The 18,252-nt window shown below is 61.7% G+C and carries 19 protein-coding genes and 2 pseudogenes; 8 read left to right on the top strand and 13 right to left on the bottom strand.

Going from position 1 to position 18,252, the window contains the following annotated elements; all coding sequences use genetic code 11:
- Positions 1-24: 24 nt before the first annotated feature.
- Entirely contained in the window at positions 25-408 is a 384-nt protein-coding gene (locus ACSQ3E_RS13910) for a VOC family protein (protein WP_436123131.1), read from the bottom strand.
- Positions 409-482: 74 nt separating this feature from the next.
- Positions 483-914, bottom strand: a complete 432-nt coding sequence (locus ACSQ3E_RS13905; RefSeq protein WP_436123130.1) for a hypothetical protein — start codon at positions 912-914, stop codon at positions 483-485.
- Between the two features lie 458 nt (positions 915-1,372).
- Between ACSQ3E_RS13905 and ACSQ3E_RS13900 the strand changes: the two genes are divergently transcribed.
- Together ACSQ3E_RS13900 and ACSQ3E_RS13895 are read left to right on the top strand one after the other, a co-directional pair.
- Positions 1,373-1,834 carry an acyl-CoA thioesterase gene (locus ACSQ3E_RS13900; protein ID WP_310327288.1) on the top strand — a complete coding sequence of 154 codons (462 nt, stop codon included), beginning with the start codon at positions 1,373-1,375 and terminating at the stop codon, positions 1,832-1,834.
- Between the two features lie 239 nt (positions 1,835-2,073).
- A complete protein-coding gene (locus ACSQ3E_RS13895) occupies positions 2,074-2,523 on the top strand; it encodes a hypothetical protein (RefSeq protein WP_436123129.1) in 450 nt (149 codons plus the stop codon).
- A 130-nt stretch (positions 2,524-2,653) separates the two neighbouring features.
- On the opposite strand, the gene ACSQ3E_RS13890 is transcribed toward ACSQ3E_RS13895, so the two are convergent.
- Both ACSQ3E_RS13890 and ACSQ3E_RS13885 read right to left on the bottom strand, forming a co-directional pair.
- Positions 2,654-3,613 carry an aspartyl/asparaginyl beta-hydroxylase domain-containing protein gene (locus tag ACSQ3E_RS13890; RefSeq protein ID WP_436123128.1) on the bottom strand — a complete coding sequence of 320 codons (960 nt, stop codon included), beginning with the start codon at positions 3,611-3,613 and terminating at the stop codon, positions 2,654-2,656.
- A 766-nt stretch (positions 3,614-4,379) separates the two neighbouring features.
- Positions 4,380-4,505, bottom strand: coding sequence for a hypothetical protein (locus ACSQ3E_RS13885; protein ID WP_436123127.1), 126 nt, complete (start codon positions 4,503-4,505; stop codon positions 4,380-4,382).
- Positions 4,506-4,510: 5 nt separating this feature from the next.
- Here ACSQ3E_RS13885 and ACSQ3E_RS13880 point away from each other — a divergent pair.
- From ACSQ3E_RS13880 to ACSQ3E_RS13870, 3 genes and pseudogenes are all read left to right on the top strand, one after another.
- Positions 4,511-4,771, top strand: a pseudogene (locus ACSQ3E_RS13880) (FkbM family methyltransferase); the annotation flags it as partial.
- A gap of 19 nt (positions 4,772-4,790) precedes the next feature.
- Positions 4,791-5,063, top strand: a complete 273-nt coding sequence (locus ACSQ3E_RS13875; RefSeq protein WP_436123378.1) for a hypothetical protein — start codon at positions 4,791-4,793, stop codon at positions 5,061-5,063.
- 96 nt (positions 5,064-5,159) lie between these two features.
- A pseudogene (locus tag ACSQ3E_RS13870) lies at positions 5,160-5,419 on the top strand (transposase domain-containing protein); the annotation flags it as partial.
- A gap of 7 nt (positions 5,420-5,426) precedes the next feature.
- Here ACSQ3E_RS13870 and ACSQ3E_RS13865 read toward each other — a convergent pair.
- Positions 5,427-6,209, bottom strand: a complete 783-nt coding sequence (locus ACSQ3E_RS13865) for a cysteine hydrolase family protein (protein ID WP_436123126.1) — start codon at positions 6,207-6,209, stop codon at positions 5,427-5,429.
- A 139-nt stretch (positions 6,210-6,348) separates the two neighbouring features.
- Here ACSQ3E_RS13865 and ACSQ3E_RS13860 point away from each other — a divergent pair, with 139 nt between their 5' ends.
- Positions 6,349-6,696 carry a RidA family protein gene (locus ACSQ3E_RS13860; RefSeq protein WP_436123125.1) on the top strand — a complete coding sequence of 116 codons (348 nt, stop codon included), beginning with the start codon at positions 6,349-6,351 and terminating at the stop codon, positions 6,694-6,696.
- A 280-nt stretch (positions 6,697-6,976) separates the two neighbouring features.
- Here the strand turns inward: ACSQ3E_RS13860 and ACSQ3E_RS13855 are convergent, their stop codons facing one another.
- From ACSQ3E_RS13855 to ACSQ3E_RS13825, 7 genes are all read right to left on the bottom strand, one after another.
- On the bottom strand, positions 6,977-7,621 hold the full coding sequence (locus tag ACSQ3E_RS13855; RefSeq protein ID WP_436123124.1) for a hypothetical protein: 645 nt from the start codon (positions 7,619-7,621) through the stop codon (positions 6,977-6,979).
- 109 nt (positions 7,622-7,730) lie between these two features.
- On the bottom strand, positions 7,731-7,904 hold the full coding sequence (locus tag ACSQ3E_RS13850) for a hypothetical protein (protein WP_436123123.1): 174 nt from the start codon (positions 7,902-7,904) through the stop codon (positions 7,731-7,733).
- Positions 7,905-8,503: 599 nt separating this feature from the next.
- Positions 8,504-12,292 carry a vitamin B12-dependent ribonucleotide reductase gene (locus ACSQ3E_RS13845; protein WP_436123122.1) on the bottom strand — a complete coding sequence of 1,263 codons (3,789 nt, stop codon included), beginning with the start codon at positions 12,290-12,292 and terminating at the stop codon, positions 8,504-8,506.
- 630 nt (positions 12,293-12,922) lie between these two features.
- Positions 12,923-13,414, bottom strand: coding sequence for an NUDIX hydrolase (locus ACSQ3E_RS13840; RefSeq protein ID WP_310327141.1), 492 nt, complete (start codon positions 13,412-13,414; stop codon positions 12,923-12,925).
- A gap of 147 nt (positions 13,415-13,561) precedes the next feature.
- Positions 13,562-14,059 carry a xanthine phosphoribosyltransferase gene (gpt, locus tag ACSQ3E_RS13835; RefSeq protein ID WP_184769017.1) on the bottom strand — a complete coding sequence of 166 codons (498 nt, stop codon included), beginning with the start codon at positions 14,057-14,059 and terminating at the stop codon, positions 13,562-13,564.
- 128 nt (positions 14,060-14,187) lie between these two features.
- Positions 14,188-15,027, bottom strand: a complete 840-nt coding sequence (locus ACSQ3E_RS13830; RefSeq protein WP_436123121.1) for a universal stress protein — start codon at positions 15,025-15,027, stop codon at positions 14,188-14,190.
- A gap of 106 nt (positions 15,028-15,133) precedes the next feature.
- Positions 15,134-15,886, bottom strand: a complete 753-nt coding sequence (locus tag ACSQ3E_RS13825; RefSeq protein ID WP_436123120.1) for a competence/damage-inducible protein A — start codon at positions 15,884-15,886, stop codon at positions 15,134-15,136.
- A 182-nt stretch (positions 15,887-16,068) separates the two neighbouring features.
- Here ACSQ3E_RS13825 and wrbA point away from each other — a divergent pair, with 182 nt between their 5' ends.
- Positions 16,069-16,698, top strand: a complete 630-nt coding sequence (gene wrbA / locus ACSQ3E_RS13820) for an NAD(P)H:quinone oxidoreductase type IV (RefSeq protein WP_310327149.1) — start codon at positions 16,069-16,071, stop codon at positions 16,696-16,698.
- A 154-nt stretch (positions 16,699-16,852) separates the two neighbouring features.
- A complete protein-coding gene (locus ACSQ3E_RS13815) occupies positions 16,853-17,836 on the top strand; it encodes an alpha/beta fold hydrolase (RefSeq protein WP_436123119.1) in 984 nt (327 codons plus the stop codon).
- On the opposite strand, the gene ACSQ3E_RS13810 is transcribed toward ACSQ3E_RS13815, so the two are convergent.
- Positions 17,830-18,177 carry an SH3 domain-containing protein gene (locus ACSQ3E_RS13810; protein ID WP_436123118.1) on the bottom strand — a complete coding sequence of 116 codons (348 nt, stop codon included), beginning with the start codon at positions 18,175-18,177 and terminating at the stop codon, positions 17,830-17,832. The two genes, ACSQ3E_RS13815 and ACSQ3E_RS13810, sit on opposite strands and share 7 nt — an antisense overlap.
- Positions 18,178-18,252 lie beyond the last annotated feature (75 nt).

Genomic DNA, 18,252 nt, shown 5'->3' with positions numbered 1-18,252 from the left:
GAGGGGCCGCGCCCGCTCACATGTTCAGCGATTGGCCGGCTGGAACAGCTCGACGAGATTGCCCGAAGGGTCGACGAGCAGAACCTGTGCGCCGCCGGGACCCTTGACCATATCGTCGCGAAACTGCGCGCCCTCAGCCTTCAATCGCGCAACCTCCTTTGCCAGGTCGTCGACGATCAGATGGATGCGGTTCCAGCCGCCGGCGCGCGGCCGGGCGCCGTCGGACATCGGCCGCGCCGCCGAGCTGGTCGGGCCGCTGAGCAACAGGCGCAGCGACCCGCGCGAGACGTCGGCAAAGGCAGGGGCGTAGTTGGTCAGGACTGCGAAGCCGAGATGGTGCGTGTACCAGTCGATTGAGGCCTCGACGTCGTCGACGAGGTAACGGACATTGACCATGTCAGATGGCATGTGTTCCTCCCGGGATGGGTACGCTGTCGCTGAACCAGTTTGCTACGACAGCGTGTCCTCGCCAAGGCGGATGGCTAGGCTGGCGGGAGTTCGAACAGCAGGGCGCCGTGTTGGCGGCCGCGTTCGACATAGCCGATGATCCGGAACCAGCGTGCGACCTCGGGGCGGTCGAGCCAGCCACGCGAGCGGATGGGAATGTTGCCGGCGAGCTGCTGGATCCTACGGATGTGGCGTTTGCAGAAGCGGACCGTGGGCGCGGCGAAGAACTCGTCCTGGGCGGCGAACAGCGTTTCGGCCGCGTCCGAATTCTCATGCCAGGCGATGATTGCCACCGGGCGATCGCCCTCGACGAGCGCATGCGCTCGTCCTTCCTTCAGGTTCATCATCAGATTGTCATAAGCGCTCTTGGCGTCCTTGCCTGCGGCGGCATACTCGTCGGACATTCGCTTTGACAGGTCGTGGAAGACCACCTCGAGGTCTCCGACGGTAGCTGTTCTTGCGCGCATATCTCCTCCTTCGCACCCCTGGAGACAGTTTGCCCCAGGGAAGAGCGATGTCCAGTGAAGAAATTTTGACCCGGCCCGGTCATGAAGAAAATAATTTCCCGGGAAGACTTTCTGTATTGTTGCGGGAAATATCGCGCGGCAGCGGAAGTTATTGGGTCGGGCGCAAGCGCTGCCTTTAAATGACGCCCGCTTCTGGCTGACGGTTGCCACCAGCCGGGCGTTGCTTTCGGAGACAGTACCGGTTTTGATCGGAGTTGATGCCGCCGTCAGCATGCCGGCCAGCTATTGCGGCTGCCCTGCGTTGGTCAGGTGCTTCCCAGGCCATGTGTCGTCGATAACAGATGATGCAGTTGGTGTTTCGGCTGCATCTTGGATAGCGTCGCCTGACGTCGATATGCGACACTGACATCGTCAGGGGAGGGGCACGAGTGGAAGACAGGGACACGCGCCGGCTGGAAATGGTCGTGCTGATGACGCCCGAGATGGCGAATTTCAGCGGCAAGGTACACGGCGGAGCCTTGCTCAACCTGCTTGATCGGGTCGCCTTTTCATGTGCGTCGCGCTATTCCAACAAATACGCTGTCACGCTGTCGGTCGACCAGGTGGTGTTTCGGGAGCCGATCAATGTCGGCGAACTCGTCACGTTCCGGGCGTCGGTCAATTTTGCCGGCCGCACCTCGATGGAAATCGGCATCCACGTCGAAGCCGAAAACATCCGCTCGGGCCAGCGGCGCCACACCAACTCCTGCTACTTCACCATGGTGGCAGTGGACGAAGACGGCCGCCCGTCTGAGATCCCGGCTTTCGTGCCGTCAACCGACATCGACCGCAGGCGCCATCGCGCGGCCGAGTTGCGCCGCGAACTGAGGCGGGAGTTCGAGGCGCGCTTCCGGGCCGTTGCCAACGCGGTCGAGACGTAGCGGAACTATCCATCGAAGGACCTCAGCGCGCACGGGCCTGCCGGCTGCTGTGGCGTGGGCAGCCGACGCGGGTCGAGGCTCGCTTCACTGGCGGTCAGTCGTTCCTTTGTTCCTTTCGCGCATAGGTCGTTCCGCTGCGTCCAAGACGAGGCCTTCCGTCGCAAGTAGAGATAGGCGCTGGCGGCCGATGGGACTGCCATGCCGCCGACATGTGTCGGTTCTCGCGGGGAGGTTGGCGAATGGCTGGCAACTCAAGATACCAGATGCGAGCTCGCTCGATCTGCATGATGGTACAGGCCGTCGCTCTGTCGCTCACATTGATGGCATGCACCACGACCACCGAGTCGAGCTTCGAAGGCCCTGATTACTCCGACGACACACGCAAGCTCGAAAAGCAGATGATGGCGGAGGCAACAGCACTGGGCACGGCGCAGGGAGTGGCGGGTGCTGCTGCGTCGATGTTGCCGATGGGCGCCGGCAGCCTCGTCACCACTACGGCGGGCAGGGCTGTCCGCGACGCGATGATCATCCGCCACGACAAGCTGATGCGCGAGCAGATCGAGCGCGACAATGCCGAATTCTACAAGCGCTACGGCATCACGGATGCTGACGCAGGCCCGGCGGTGGCGGACCAGAGCCGTGGCGGGCCGAAGCGCTGCGCGCGGCGGGGTGGGGTGAGGCGCTGTTGAGGAAATGCCCGACTTTTGCCTTTCGCCGGCTCGCTTGCCCCACCGAGGCAGAAGTTCTGCGGAGCCATCCCCGATGCGCAGTGTTGCGGATTGAAGCATGGCCCCTCTCGAACTGCATTGTGCCCTGCTGTCAAACCAAGCGGCCAAGCAATTGAGCGACGCCGGTTGCCAACCCCACCAACAGCAACACGAGCAGGACATTCACTGACCGCTTGATGGTGTAGTACAGCGGCCGATTGGTCGACTTCAGTCCCTTGATGCGCGCCAGCAAGGGCGAAAGCCGGGCAAAGGCCCTGTTGGCCAGGCCACGATGGTCTTCCGGCGTGTTGGGCACGACCGAGGCGCGCGTGATGCCCTGGTAGAAGAAGTTGAACAGCGCCCCGATTGGATTGAGCGGGCGCTTGACGTCGCACATCAGGATGAGGCGATCAGCGTCGGTGTCGTTGCGGACGTAGTGCAGGTAGGTCTCGTCGAACATCAGCACCTCGCCATCGCGCCAGCTCTGGTTTTGGCCATCGACGTTGATGAAGCAGGCGTCCGAGTTGGGTGTTGCAAGGCCAAGGTGGTAGCGCAGCGACACGGCGAGCGGATCTGCATGCCGGGTGAGTTGCGAGCCCGCGGGCAACAAGGCGAACATGGCTCCATGCACCGCAGGCACCTGCCGCAACAGTGCCACCGTTCTGGGGCAAAGCCGCCGCGCGGAATGGTGCGTGTAGCCGTACCAATTCAAGTAGAAGCGGCTCCAGCCATATTTGAAGAACGTCCGGAAGCCGACATCGTAGGAGCCGGCCGTGCCTGGGCGTTTGGTGGCGTCAAAATAGCCCTGGCGCACCAGCTCCAGCCCTTCGTCGCGGATGGCCTGCCAGTTCTGGCGCAACAGATGGGTTTCCGGGAATTCGGCCGGGTCGAGAACGGCCTTTGATCCGCGCCGCAGTGTGGTCATGAACAGCACGCAATTGAATGGCGTGAAGATCGGCCAACCCTTGCGAATGTACTCGGTCAGGTTTTTGTAACGGGCTTCACCCCTGAAACGGTAGACGTACAAAATACTTGCGGCAGCAAACGCCAAAATGATCGCGGAAACTTGCATAAGTTCTCCTTCGCAAACCTTCCGCGCGACGGAGTAGACATGGCACATTGCCGCAGCATTACGCGGCAGTCGCCTTGCCTCATTGGGGCTATTCCGATCGGCCTTGGCGTTCGACGCGGGGGAGAAGAGCTAGCGTTCTGGACCTTTTGAGAACTGCCGAGCGCCCAAGGAATCCGGGGGGCGTTGCGATGGAGCTGTGCTGCTGCTCCGCCCCTGGATGACGAACCGGAGAAACTGCGCGCGCTTGCGTTGTCAGCCAGTTCTACGATGACGGTGAGCGCTCGCAAGAGCGGCCCGCTTGGACTTACCCAAGTCGGGCCGTCTGCATTGCGCGGTGGGCGTTGGGGTGGGCAGCCGGCGCAATACTCACACCTAGGATTTAAGGCACCGCGCCGGCGCACTACCCCACCTTCCCAAGGTCGAATTTACGCTCGTCGGAGGTACACAGACAATTAGCTCATTGGATAGGTGGCCGTAGCTTGTTCGTCTGATCGAGCCGTTGGGGTCGAGCTCGATCGTCGTCCTCGGGCTTGACCCAGGACCCATGCCGTGACCCATTCAGACTGCTCACCTGGCAACGTTCGGGGTTCGCCAACGTGGCTGGCAGTGGGCTTGGGGGTGTGCTCATCTGGGCAGGGCGCAAGTTAGCAACCGGTCGACTTCTTCAACAAGACGCGTAGCCGGTTTGGAGCTTGATCGGATGCAGGTCGACGATTTGTTTCGTCTCGGCGGGGACTTCTTTGAGCAGATCATCCAAGCCATCTATTCAGATCGGCTCCGGGTTGGCGATGTCGTTGTTGATGCCGGGGCCAGTCATGGTTTTCACACCTTTCCCATTGCGGAACTGGTAGGGCGTACTGGCCAAGTGATAGCCTACGAGCCTATCCGTCATCTCGCGTGGCGCCTTTGCGAAAGACCTTGAGGATGCGCCAGGTCAAGATTGTAAACGCGGCACTTTCGGATCGTTCAGGGAAAGCAAGCTTCAATCTGGTCCAGGCGGCTTCAGGTTACAGTGGGCTAGCTGATCGGCAGCTCCCACAGGGCTTTGCGGCGACTATTGAGAAGATCAAGGTTCGAACGACAACTCTCGACGAGACCGTGACGCGCCGGTCCGTCCGGTTCATCAAAATGGACATCGAGGGCGGCGAGTTCCACGCATTGCAGGGGGGGACGGGCAATGCTCCAGGGCAGTCGCCCGCTCATCGTGTTCGAGCATGCCGGCCAACCAACAGCGACAGCCTATGGTTATTCGCCCGAACAGTTCTTCGACCTGTTCGAAAGTCTAGGTTACGTCCTTTTCGATGTTTTCGGACGGCCCTACGGTCCGAACGACTGGTCACGGCCGAAATCGCCTTGGTACAAAGTGGCCGCGGCCTTAGGGACCGATGACGAGGTCTTTTGTCGTGACCGTCTTCCCACCCTGATCCTCGACGTTGCCAGTAGGAGGTAAGCTAATAGATGCGTTCAAAGCCGGCCGGCCAATGGCTGTCGTGCAGCCTCCGGCGCCGGCGCGGATGATCGAAGGCGGTACGGCGGCATCGATATCGGCTCCAACACGGTCGAGCGGTCGATCCGCCCGATCGCGCTCAACCGGAGAACGCCCTCTTCGCCGGCTCTGAAGGCCGCGCCGAGCACTGGACCGTCGTCGCTTCGCTGATCGAGATGTGCAAGCTGAACTACGTCGAGCCGCTCGGCTACCTCGCCGACGTGCTCACCAAAATCGTCAACAGCCACCCAACCAGCCAGATCGACGATCTCCTGCCTTGGGCCTACATCGCCGCTGCCGAGCTTAAAGCCGTGATCTGAGTTCGGGTCATCCGGCCAGTTCAAGACGCCCCTGAACTCGCTCCTCAATCGCCTTCAGGAACTGGTCGGACGTCGATGTCCATCCAAAGAGTATCTGCACGAGCGTGATCGAGGCATCATGATTGCTCCTTGAGGCGTCCCCGGCGATGGGCTCGCTGGTGCAATCCGTCAGCAATATGCAGTGATAGTCCCTGAAGAAGGCATCCCGAATTGTCGATTCCACACACACGCTGGTCGTGCATCCTGTCACGATGAGGTGCTTGATGCCTGCGGTCTTCAGAACAGAATCGAGTTCGGACTCGTAGAAACCGCTGAACCGCGTTTTGTAGACGACCACATCCCCTGCTTCTGGCTTGAGGTCGTCAACGATATCTGTTCCCCAGGTGTCGCGGATCAGAATCCGACGCTCGCTGCCATCCGGGGCTACCACGCTCTCACCAACCCCAAAGATCTGGAGATGTCGGATACGGTTGGGGGCGTCCGATGTCCCAAGGTCCGACAGATCGGAATGATATCCCATCTTCAGATAGACGACGGGCACTCTCAAATCGCGAGCGGCAGCTATCACGCTGGCAGTGGGGCCGACAGCCCGTTGAATCCCGGAGATATCGATTCCGGCTCTGTCGAACATTCCACCTTTGGAGCCGAAGTCATTCTGCATGTCCACGACGAGAACTGCAGCGTTCGTCGGATCAATTGAAATAGGTTGAGGCTTCGCGTCGATGACAAGTGGATGCACTTTGTCCTCCCACCAGCATGAGGTGTCGCTCTTTGCGCCGTTGGTTATCATGATCGGCCACCTACGTAGCGTCAACAAGCCACTCGCCACCGACCAACGTCTCTTGCTCTCGGGCGACCTATCAAACATAGGCTGTCGTCAGCTGGACTGCTCAAAACGGTGCGGCGGAGTCGCGACAGAGGATGATCCAATGCTTGAAAGAATAAACCCCGATGCCCGGTGGAGTGACGCGGTTGTCGTTGGCAACCTGATTTTCGTCGCTGGTCACACTGCCGAGAAGACGCGCGGCCAATCGGTGCGCGAACAGACGGAAGAGGTCCTCCAGTTGCTCGACGAAACACTGGCGCAGGCCGGGGTGACGAAGAGGAACCTCGCCATGGTGCAGATCTACCTGGCCGACATGTCGAACTTCGACCAGATGAACGAAGCCTGGGACAGCTGGGTCATTCCCGGCGAAGCGCCGGCGAGGGCAACGGTCGAATCCAGGCTCGCTTATCCTGATCTCGGCGTGGAGATCACTGCGGTAGCTGCGCGGTAGGGGTGGGAACGCTGGGGGGCGAGCGTGGCCTCTCCGCTTCGTCATCCTCGGGCTTAACCCGAGGATTCATGCCGTGAGGGTGAGGAATGTGCAGTGAGTGGAAGAAAGAGCACGCGTTCTGCACCGCTTGGGCACTGCCTAAAATGAATGCCTCCGCCATCTCTAAGATGACGAAGGCGGGAGTTCGTGCCGATCGCCGCCGAACTCTCCGACAACTGACCGCCAAGGCCAACCGCGCCGCTAGTTGTTGCCAGTCCAGGAAGCGCTGGCTGCAACATGATCAGAGTCGGGTACGTCTCTCCGATCCACGGTCTTCCGGTCGGCGTGCATTTTCTTCGGCTGCAACCCGGTCAAAACGCCGTTCGATGTCCAGTGAGAGCATCCTTGCCAGATCACGGGAGCTTTCGGCGTTTGTGGGGACAAACAGCTCGCCAGTGCGAAGAGAGAGCACCCCTATGGACTGCGGGTTATCATCCGGGACAAAAAGCCCAAGCGTTCCGATTGCTTCGCGGAGATTGATGGCGGGCCGAATGGTATTCCAGATGTGAATTCTGGTAGCCGTTCCACCTAGATCGATCTCAAAGTCAGGTGAGAATTTGACGGAGTAGATACCGTTGGGGCTGGCGACCTGTTGATCGGCATCTTGGACAAGCCGTATGGCCCTTCCGTTTACCCAGCTCATAAGTGCCTGCGCCGCGGATGTGGCCGACTGTCGTTCTGCGGCTTGGCTTATTGCCCTCAACCGTGCTTCGGTTGTGTGCCAATCGACAGCTTGACTTGCGTACTCCGTAGCAACGCGCCGCATGGCCTTGTGAAAGTCGTAACCTCCTTTTCGCGCTCCGAGACGCTTCCTGATTTCAGTGTCCCGTGGCTGTGGGTTCAGTGCGAGTAGCTTAAGGTATGCTGAAGTGCCAAAAGTGGTCATAGCCAACTCCTGTCACGATTCCGCTTCATGCGTAGATGCAGAGACATGGGAGGACTCCAAGGTTGATCGTGGTGAAAAAAAAGCCGCCCGGAGGTGGGCGGCTTTCTCGTCATTTTTCTTTACGGACGCCTTTGAAAGGCTGGTTGTCCGCTTTCTGATCCATGAATTTGCCGGACCCAGTGTCCCGCTTCGTCCAACGATCAATCTTGGGATTGTACGTTTGCGAACGGTCGCGTACTGCGCCGTTGCGATGTCCGTCGCCTTTGGGCGGATTGGTGGCCATGCTGCTTGCTCCTTTCTCCCGCATCACTTGATGCCCAAGCGCTTGTGTCGCGCTTGACATCTGTTGATCATGAGAACAGCATGCCCACGCTTTACCAGAGCGAGTGAGCGCAAGGGCGGCGAGTCCGCCTTGGCTGTTCACGAGAGGCGGTGCAAGAAATTGCATCGCCTTTTTCTTAGATAAACTGAATCTCAGCTATGTTACGCGATTTGCCAAGCCCCATAGTTATCCACAAAGCAGTGTTGACGAATCGGACAGCTAGCTGTTAGGTGTACCTGACTAGATATGCCATTCGACAGTTTGGAAGATACCATATCTATGCCTGCGGGCGCAATGTTCCCGTTGTAGATTCTGTGGACAAGCAAGGTTTTCCACAGGCGAGTCGAGCCCTCTGATTGCGGTTCTGACCAAGATTAATTCCGAATCAATGCAGACCCCGCACACAGTTTGCTGATCTCATCAGTACTGTGTTCGCTGTTTTGCCGCACAATCTTTGCCGCTAAAAAGACGGCCCGATCTTGCGACCGGGCCGACGGATATTAGTGTCATTTTAGATGGTAGGCGTGGCTCCCATCTACCGCTGCCTGCTGCTGAGATCCTCAGCTGCAGCCGCTCGTCGCGCCGCAGGTGTCGCACTTCTCGCAGGTGCCGTTGCGGACCATGGTGAAGTTCTGGCATTCCGAGCAGGAATTGCCGGTATAGCCCTGCAGCATCGACTTGGCGCGGCGGTCGGCGGCGACTTTCTTGGCCTCAGTCGCTTCCTGGGCGGCAGCGTCGGTGAACAGCGACGTCGTCACCGTCTCCTCAGTCTCCTCAGTCTCCTCGATGGTGATCTCCTCGGCCAGCTCCTTGGCGCGTTCCTCGTAGTCGCGCTTGTAGGCGGTCGATTCCTCCACCGAGACTGCAGCCTTGGGCGACAGCGACAGCACGTTGGAGCCGGAGAAGGCGGTCACCGGTGTGGCACGTGCCGGGGCGGCGGTCGCCGAACCCTTGGGGTCGTTGCCGGCGCCGGCCGAGACGACCTTGAGCGGGGAGGCGCCACGGGTCAGGCCCTTGGAGAAGGGCAGGGCCTTGCCTTCGGTGATGCCCTTGCCGAGTGCGGTCTTGTCGAAGTCCGACTGGTCGACATGGGCGAGGTCGTGGCGGTTGAGATAGCTGACGGCGAGCTCGCGGAAGACGTAGTCGAGGATCGAGGTGGCGTTCTTGATGGCATCGTTGCCGATGACCATGCCGGCCGGCTCGAACTTGGTGAAGGTGAAGGCCTCGACATACTCGTCGAGTGGCACGCCGTACTGCAGGCCGAGCGAGATCGAGATGGCGAAGTTGTTCATCATCGCGCGGAAGGCAGCACCTTCCTTGTGCATGTCGATGAAGATCTCGCCCAGGCGACCGTCGTCGAACTCGCCGGTGCGCAGATAGACCTTGTGGCCGCCGACGACGGCCTTCTGGGTGTAGCCCTTGCGGCGGTTCGGCAGCTTTTCGCGCTCGCGGTAGAGGCGCTCGATGACACGCTCGACGATCTTTTCGGTGACCTGCACCGCCTTGGCGGCGGCAGGTGCTGCGATCAGTGCCTCGACGACCTCATCTTCATCCTCGTCCTCGTCTGCGATCAGCGAGGCATTCAACGGCTGCGACAGCTTGGAGCCGTCGCGGTAGAGCGCGTTGGCCTTCAGCGCCAGCTTCCACGACAGCATGTAGGCGCTCTTGCAGTCCTCGACCGTCGCCTCGTTGGGCATGTTGATGGTCTTGGAAATGGCGCCCGAGATGAAGGGCTGGGCGGCGGCCATCATGCGGATGTGGCTGTCGACCGAGAGATAGCGCTTGCCGATCTTGCCGCACGGATTGGCGCAGTCGAACACGGCGAGGTGCTCGTCCTTGAGGAACGGTGCGCCTTCGAGCGTCATCGCGCCGCAGACGTGGATGTTGGCGGCCTCGATGTCCTTCCGGGAGAAACCGATTGCCGGCAGGATCTCGAACGAGAAATCGTTGAGCTGCGCGTCGGTGAAACCAAAGGTCTCCTTCACCCAGTCGGCACCCAGCGTCCACTGGTTGAACACGAACTTGATGTCGAAGGCACTCTTGAGTGCAGCGTTCAGTGCTTCGATCTTCTCGTCGGTGAAGCCCTTGGCCTTTAGCGAGCCGGGGTTGATGCCGGGCGCCTGGTTGAGATTGCCATGGCCGACGGCATAAGCCTCGATCTCGGCGATCTGAGCCTCGGTGTAGCCGAGCGTACGCAGCGCTTCGGGCACGGCGCGGTTGATGATCTTGAAGTAGCCGCCGCCGGCGAGCTTCTTGAACTTGACCAGCGCGAAGTCGGGCTCGATGCCGGTCGTGTCGCAGTCCATGACCAGGCCGATCGTGCCGGTCGGCGCAATCACGGTTGCCTGGGCGTTGCGGTAGCCGTGCTTCTCGCCGAGCGCAATCGCCTGGTCCCAGGCGGCGCGGGCGTGGCTGACCAGCTCCTGCTGCTTGAGGTCGGAAGCGACCAGCGGCACCGGGTTGACCGACAGCTGCTCGTAGCCGACCGCTTCGCCATAGGCGGCGCGGCGGTGGTTGCGCATGACACGCAGCATATTCTGGGCGTTGCGCTCGTAGTCCGGGAAGGCGCCGAGCTCGGAGGCCATCTCGGCCGAGGTGGCATAGGCCACGCCGGTCATGATCGCTGTCAGCGCGCCGCCGATGGCGCGGCCTTCGTCGGAGTCATAAGGAATGCCTGACGTCATCAGCAGGCCGCCGATATTGGCGTAGCCGAGGCCGAGCGTGCGGTACTCATAGGAAAGCTTGGCGATTTCCTTGGACGGGAACTGCGCCATCATGACCGAGATTTCGAGCACGACGGTCCACAGGCGCACGGTGTGCTCGTAGGCCGCGATGTCGATCTCGCCATTCTGCATGCGGTAAGGTAGCAGGTTGATCGAGGCGAGGTTGCAGGCCGTGTCGTCGAGGAACATGTATTCCGAGCACGGGTTCGACGCACGGATGGCGCCCGCCGAAGCGCAGGTGTGCCAGTCGTTCATCGTGGTGTTGAAGTGCAGGCCCGGATCAGCCGAAGCCCAGGCGGCGTAGCCGATCTTTTCCCACAGGTCGCGGGCCTTGAGCGTCTTCAGGACCTTGCCGTCCTTGCGGGCGGTCAGGTGCCAGTCGCCATCCTGCTCGACGGCGCGCAGGAAATCGTCCTTGAGCGAAACCGAGTTGTTGGAGTTCTGGCCCGAAACGGTGAGGTAGGCTTCCGAATCCCAGTCGGTGTCGTAGGTCTTGAACTCGATCGAGGTGTAGCCCTGCTTGGCGAACTGGATGACGCGGTAGATGTAGTTCTCCGGCACCGAATTCTTCTTGGCGGCCTTGATCTCACGCTTCAGCGCAGTGTTGATCGCCGGATCGAAGCAATCGTCGTCCTGGCCTTCGCAGTTGACGCAGGCAGCCATGATCTTGGCGAGGTGCTGCTTGACGATCTTGGAGCCGGTGACCAGCGCCGCGACCTTCTGCTCTTCCTTCACCTTCCAGTCGATATAGGCCTCGATATCGGGATGGTCAGCGTCGACCACGACCATCTTGGCGGCGCGGCGGGTGGTGCCGCCCGACTTGATGGCGCCCGCTGCACGGTCGCCGATCTTGAGGAAGCTCATCAGGCCGGACGAACGGCCACCGCCGGACAGCTTTTCGCCTTCGCCGCGCAGATGCGAGAAGTTCGAGCCGGTGCCCGAGCCGTATTTGAACAGGCGCGCCTCGCGCACCCACAGATCCATGATGCCGCCCTCGTTGACGAGGTCGTCGGCGACCGACTGGATGAAGCAGGCGTGCGGCTGCGGGTGCTCATAGGCCGACTTGGACTTGGTCAGCTTGCCGGTGAAGGGGTCGACATAGAAGTGGCCCTGGCCGGGGCCGTCGATGCCATAGGCCCAGTGCAGGCCGGTGTTGAACCACTGCGGCGAGTTCGGCGCGACGCGCTGGGTGGCGAGCATGTAGGACAGCTCGTCCTTGAAGGCGCGGGCGTCGCCTTCGGACTTGAAGTAGCCGCCCTTCCAGCCCCAGTAGGTCCAGGTGCCGGCGAGACGGTCGAAGACCTGACGGGCGTCGGTCTCGGAGCCGTAGCGTTCGTTCTCGGGCAGCTTTTCGAGTTCGGCTTCGTCGGGGATCGAGCGCCACAGGAAGGAGGGGACGTCGTTCTCCTCGACCTTCTTCAGCCGAGTGGGCACGCCGGCCTTGCGGAAATACTTCTGCGCCAGGATGTCGGCCGCGACCTGGCTGAACTGCGCCGGCACGTCGATGTTGTCGAGGCGGAAGACCACCGAACCGTCGGGGTTCTTGATCTCGGATAGGGCCTTGCGGAACTCGATCTCCGCGTAGGCCGATTGTCCATCCTTGGTGAAACGCCGCTCGATGCGCATCGGTCGATTTCCTTTTGTCTATATATAGCGTCTTTCGCGGGAAATTTCCCGTTGCTGATGCGAAAGACACAAGCCCGTATGAACCGGCGGCCTGGACAGCCGGTTGCCCTATCCCGCCTACCCCGCCGCCTGACCTGGAAAACTCCTTCCGGAGCCTGTTCCCGTCAACTGGCGGACCGTTGCGGGTCCTTGAAACTGAAACTTTTTCTGCGATTCCCTCATGGAGGGCTACTCACACTATCTAGCGGTCAGGTTGGCTGCAAACACTAAATATAGTGTTAACAGAAGATTTCCGCCAGTCCCACATTTTTACCATCCAACCCCTTGGACATCCAGAAACCGCACGCTTCGGCGCCCCGCAGGGCGGGGGTCAAATGCGAGCAGCTACGCACAAAATCTGGGAAAAAGACCGGGCTCTTAACAATCCGGCCGCACACTCAACAAGCGCGCTTGAGTCATAAAAGGCGACTCGACAGCTAACGTCAAGAAGTCGTTTATGCAGATTTTGTGACCCCAACATCTTGTGTGTCACTTGTGTGGATAACGGGGAGAACCGGCCTCGTGGACGAAGCCGGCGAAAGGACGGTCGGGACGGGCGGCGAGCCCGGGAATACGCGGGCGGACGCCCGTTCAGGCGGCGAATTTTCCGTGCGCGGCACCAAAGGACGAGATCAGCCGGCAAAGATCGGGTTCGTTGACCATGCGCGCGGCCTCGTTGGGCGATACCCACTTGCGCGTGCGCTGGCGCCGCTCTTTCCACTTCTCGGCGACCTTGCGCACCTCGAGTGGGTAGACCAGCACCTCGCAGGCGACCTGCTCGCCGCTGGAAAGCTCCTTGAGATAGAAATAGCGGCCGGCTTCATGGGTGTCGACCGATCCGCTGAGGCCGGCTTCCTCGCTCGCTTCGCGCGCCGCTGTCTCGCACAGCCGTTCGGCCGGTTCCGGCCAGCCCTTGGGCAAGACCCAGCGGCCGGTGTCGCGGCTGGTGATCAGCATGATCTCGATGCCGGTGGAGGTGCGGTGCCAGGGCAGGGCGGCGACCTGGAGCCTGCAGGCGGGAGCGCCGAAAAGCCGGCGAATGCGCTCGACCAGATGGTTGTGATAGACAGGCTTCATCAGCATCGGCAGCCCCTACTCGACCTGTAGAATCATGCGCCGTGTCACAAATTGTAGGGTTAATCCTCCGTAACAAAAGTAAATAGATTGATAACGAAAACGCCCGGCGATGAGACCGGGCGTTGAGAATAACCGAAGCTGTGAGTCGGAAGGTCAGCCCATGTGGTCTTCGGCGATCGGCTTCTGGTAGGTGAAGCCGAGATCCCAGGGGAAATAGATCCAGGTGTCCTGCGACACTTCGGTGACGAAGGTGTCGACGAGCGGACGGCCCTTGGGCTTGGCGTAGACGGTGGCGAAATGCGCCTTGGGCATCATTGCGCGCACGATCGCGGCGGTCTTGCCGGTGTCGGTCAGGTCGTCGACGATCAGCACGTTCTCGCCTTCGCCTTCGAGCAGCGTGGGCGTGATCTCCTTCAGCACCTGCAACTGACCCTGCGAGGTGTAGTCGTGATAGGAGGCGATGCAGATCGTCTCGATCAGCCGGATGCCAAGCTCGCGCGAGATGATCGCAGCCGGCACCAGGCCGCCGCGGGTGATGCAGACGATCGCCTTCCACTGCGGATTGACGCCGGCGAGGCGCCAGGCGAGCGCACGCGCGTCGCGGTGGAACTGGTCCCAGGATACGGGAAAGGCTTTTTCGGGAAGGGACATTTGACGCGCACTCCGGCTCGGCGCGCCAGATGGCGCGGAAATAAGGGAATGCAGGCGGAATTAGCCGGAAAGGCCCGTCCTTGGCAAGGGCGGGGCAGCCGAGTTGCCCAGTAATTAGGTCGGTAATCTTACCGCGACAGCAGGATCGCGGTGTCGCCGGCCTGCAGGACGTTGCGGGTGACGCCGCCAAACAGGAACTCGCGGATCCAGGAATGGCTGTAGGCGCCCATGACAAGCAGGTCGGCGCCGGTTTCGACGACCTTGTTATGGATGACGGCGTCCACGGTGTGGCCGCGCGAGGCCTCGACGCTGACCGAGACCTTGGCGCCATGGCGGGCGAAGGCCGAGGCAATTTCCGCGCCGGCCGCATCCATGCTCTGGGCGGCCGTCTCGACGGGGTCGATGACCAGGATATCGGTGGCATCGGCCTCGATGACGAAGGGCAGGGCGTCGAAGGCGGCGCGGGTGGCTTCGCGGCTGCCATTCCAGGCAATCAGGATCCGGCGGAACGTCGAGATCAGCGGCGCCGAATGCGGCACGACTAGCACCGGCCGGCCGGCCTCGTAGATCAAAGAGTCGATGTCGGCGGCAACCGAGTCCCTGGCCTCGGGCGACGCCTGGGCGACGATGACGATGTCGGCGCAACGCGCGCTTTCGACCCCTGACAGCGCGCTGTCGCCGGAAAAGCTCTCGAAGCTGCGCCATTCGAACGACACGCCAGACGTTTCGATGCGCGCCAGGAATGCCTTCTGCACCTTTTCGGCGCGCTCCTTGCACAGGTCGGCATTGGCCTGGATGAACTCGGTGTCGGGAAAGCCGACAGCCGTGGTGTAGGGCATGGCCAGCGCCTCGGCGTGGACGCCGATCAGGTGGCTTTCGTGCCGGTCGGCAAACGGGATCGCCACGTCGAGAACGCGGCTGACGTCGCGCTCGCTCTGGATGATGGCAACGATTGTCTTGAACGGCATGGAACCCTCCTTTGCGCGCAGAAATCTGCTCAGCAAAGAAACACTATCATGCCCGTACTTGTTCCAATGTGACCTGGATCAAGTCTTCGGGATCAAGTTCAGGGGATTAGGTCTTCGCAGCCGCTTTGGCCGCTATGTCGGCAAGCATGGCCTCGATGGCGACGCGGGCCGCCTCCATTGCTTGCTCGGAGCGCGAGCGCACGACCAACTCGGTCCAGAAGCTACCGTCGAGATATTTCGGGTAGGAGCCGATGATCGTGTCGGGATGCGCCTTCTGGATCTCGCCGAGCGGACCGCCGATGGTGCCTTCGCCATAGGGACATTGCACTGTCGTCGACAACAGCTTGGCGCCGGTCCGGAGCGTCGGCATGACATTGTCGAGCATCGCCTGGAAGATCGACGGCACGCCGGCCATGACGTGGACGTTGCCGATGCGGAAGCCGGGGGCCACCGAGACCGGATTCTCGATCAGCTCGGCGCCGCGCGGCGTGCGCGCCATGCGTTTGCGCGCCTCGGAGAATTCGAGCCCGCGCGAGGCGTAGTTGGCTTCGAGCATGGCATAGGCGCGCGGCTCGTATTCGCACGGCACGCCGAAGGCCTTGGAAATCGAGTCGGCGGTGATGTCGTCATGCGTCGGGCCGATGCCGCCCGTGGTGAAGACGTAGTCGTAGCGGGCGCGCACGGCATTGACCGCGGCGACGATCTCGTCCTCGTCATCAGGAACGACGCGCACTTCCCTGAGGTCGATGCCCGCGGCGGTCATCATGTCGGCGAGGTGGCCGATGTTCTTGTCCTTGGTGCGGCCGGACAGGATCTCGTCGCCGATGACGACCATTGCTGCGGTGACGATGTCGGCCATTTCGAATGCTCCGTTCAAGGCACCAGTGAGATACAGCCGCCAGCACAAGCGGGCAATGGTCGCTGTTTGGTGAACGATGCGTCACGTATTGGGGCGCTTTCATTGAACGCCCATTGCATTACATCTCTCACCAGCCGCCGACCCAAGACGGCGCAACGAGATTTCCCGTTTGGAGAGATGAAATGGCTAAGATTCTTGTTCTCTACTATTCGAGCTGGGGCCACATGGAGCAGATGGCCAAGGCCGCTGCCGAAGGCGCCCGCGCTGGCGGCGCCGACGTGACCATCAAGCGCGTTCCCGAGCTAGTACCAGAGGCTGTCGCCAAGGCCGCCTATTACAAGCTCGACCAGGAAGCGCCGATCGCCGACCCGCTCGAACTGGCCGACTATGACGGCATCATCATCGGCACCGCCACCCGCTACGGCACCATGGCTTCGCAGATGAAGAACTTCCTCGACCAGACCGGCCCGCTCTGGGCCAAGGGCGCGCTGCTCGACAAGGTCGGTTCGGTGATGGTCTCGACCGCGACCCAGCATGGCGGCGCGGAGCTGGCGCTGATCAACGCCCAGATCCACCTGCAGCACCACGGCATGGTCATCGTGCCGCTGTCCTATGCCTACCAGGGCCAGATGGGCAACGACGTCGTCCGCGGCGGCGCGCCTTACGGCATGACCACGACATCCGACGGCGACGGTTCGCGCCAGCCTTCGGCGCAGGAGCTCGAAGGCGCCCACTTCCAGGGCAAGCGCGTTGCCGAGATCGCCATCCGCCTGCATGGCAAGGGCTCGAACGCCGTCAAGGAAGTCGCGTAATAGCGATGCTCCATGACAGGGAAGCTGCATAACAGCTTCGGATCGTTATGATTTTTATGAACGGGCGGCCGCAGGGCCGCCCGTTTTGCGTCGGGTGGGTTTGAGCCTGCGCCCCGGGGCGGCTAAGCTGGCGACGTTGCTTACAGGAGGTCCGATGGCGACGACGATTCTCGGCTGGGTGGCCAGCATCGCCTTCCTCGCCGTTGCCCTAGTCGGCGGCTATTTCGTGCTGGCGACACGCAAAATCTCGGTGCAGGCCGAGCGCGCCGTGCCGGCAAGCGGCAAATTCCTGCAGCTCGGCCGCCACAACATCCATTATGTCGAGCAAGGGCAGGGCCGGCCGATCCTGTTCATCCACGGCCTCGGTGCGCAGCTGCACCATTTCCGCCACCCGCTGTTTCCTGAACTCGCCGATTTCAGATGCATCGCGCTTGACCGGCCGGGCTCGGGCTATTCCGGCCGGCCGGCTGGCTTTTCCGGCAGCCTTGTCGAGCAGGCTGACCTTGTCGCACGCTTCATTACCGAGCTTGGGCTGGAGCGACCACTTGTCGTCGGCCATTCGCTCGGTGGTGCCGTGGCGCTGGCGCTTGCGGAAAACCATCCGCAGGCGGTGTCGGGGCTGGTGCTGCTGTCGCCGCTGACGCATCTGGAGGACGAGCTACGGCCAGAATTTAGGTCGCTCTACATCAAGTCGCCGCTGAAGCGGCGACTGATTGCCGAGACGGTGGCAATACCGACGAGCCTGAAATACGCGCCGCAGACCTTGGCCTTCCTGTTTTCGCCGCAGGCGGCACCGAAGGACTATGGCACGGCGGGCGGCGGTTTCTCCGGGCTGCGGCCAAGCCATTTCTACGCCAGTTCGGCCGACATGGTGGCGATCGAGCGGGACCTCGGCGCCATCGAGGCGCGTTATGGCGAACTCGACCTGCCGGTCGCCGTGATGTTCGGCATGGCCGACCGTGTGCTCGACTACCGGCTGCATGGCGAGCCCCTGGCCGGCAGGATCAAGGGACTGGAACTGGACCTGGTCGAAGGCCTCGGCCATATGCCGCAATTCGTCGAGCCGCAACGGGTCGCGGCGATGATCCGGCGCATTGCCGCCAAGGCATTCGCGTCAGAGCGGGCCGCAGGTCAGTAGCCGCAGGAATTGCTCATCCATTTGCGGTGGGCCCAGCCTTCAAAGCCGTCGCCGCCGACGAAGTACCAGCTGCCGCGCTTGTCGGTGATCTCGACGGTGTCGCCGTTGAACAGCTGGTGGACCATCGGCGCCGCGGCGCTCGGACCGGCGCGCACGGCCAGGAAGCCGGTGCCGCGCGCAAGATTGTAGGCGCGCGACAGGCCGTGCACGGTACCTTCGCAATATTGCGCCTGCGCGGGCGTCGCGGCCCCGAACGCCAGCGTTGCCGCGACAGTGGCAAGTGCCGCTGCCGAAAGTGCTGCCTTGGCTGCAAATGCTGGTTTGCCTGGAAATACTGACATGAGCGACATGGTTCGGCCTCCGCTGAGCTGACCGGCGTCTCGCCGGTTGCCAGTGAGTGTCGCCGACATGGCAAA

It is taken from the genome of Aminobacter sp. LjRoot7 (genome assembly GCF_964252895.1).
GTDB lineage: Bacteria > Pseudomonadota > Alphaproteobacteria > Rhizobiales > Rhizobiaceae > Aminobacter > Aminobacter aminovorans_B.
This window is presented reverse-complemented; position numbering and strand designations above follow the sequence as displayed.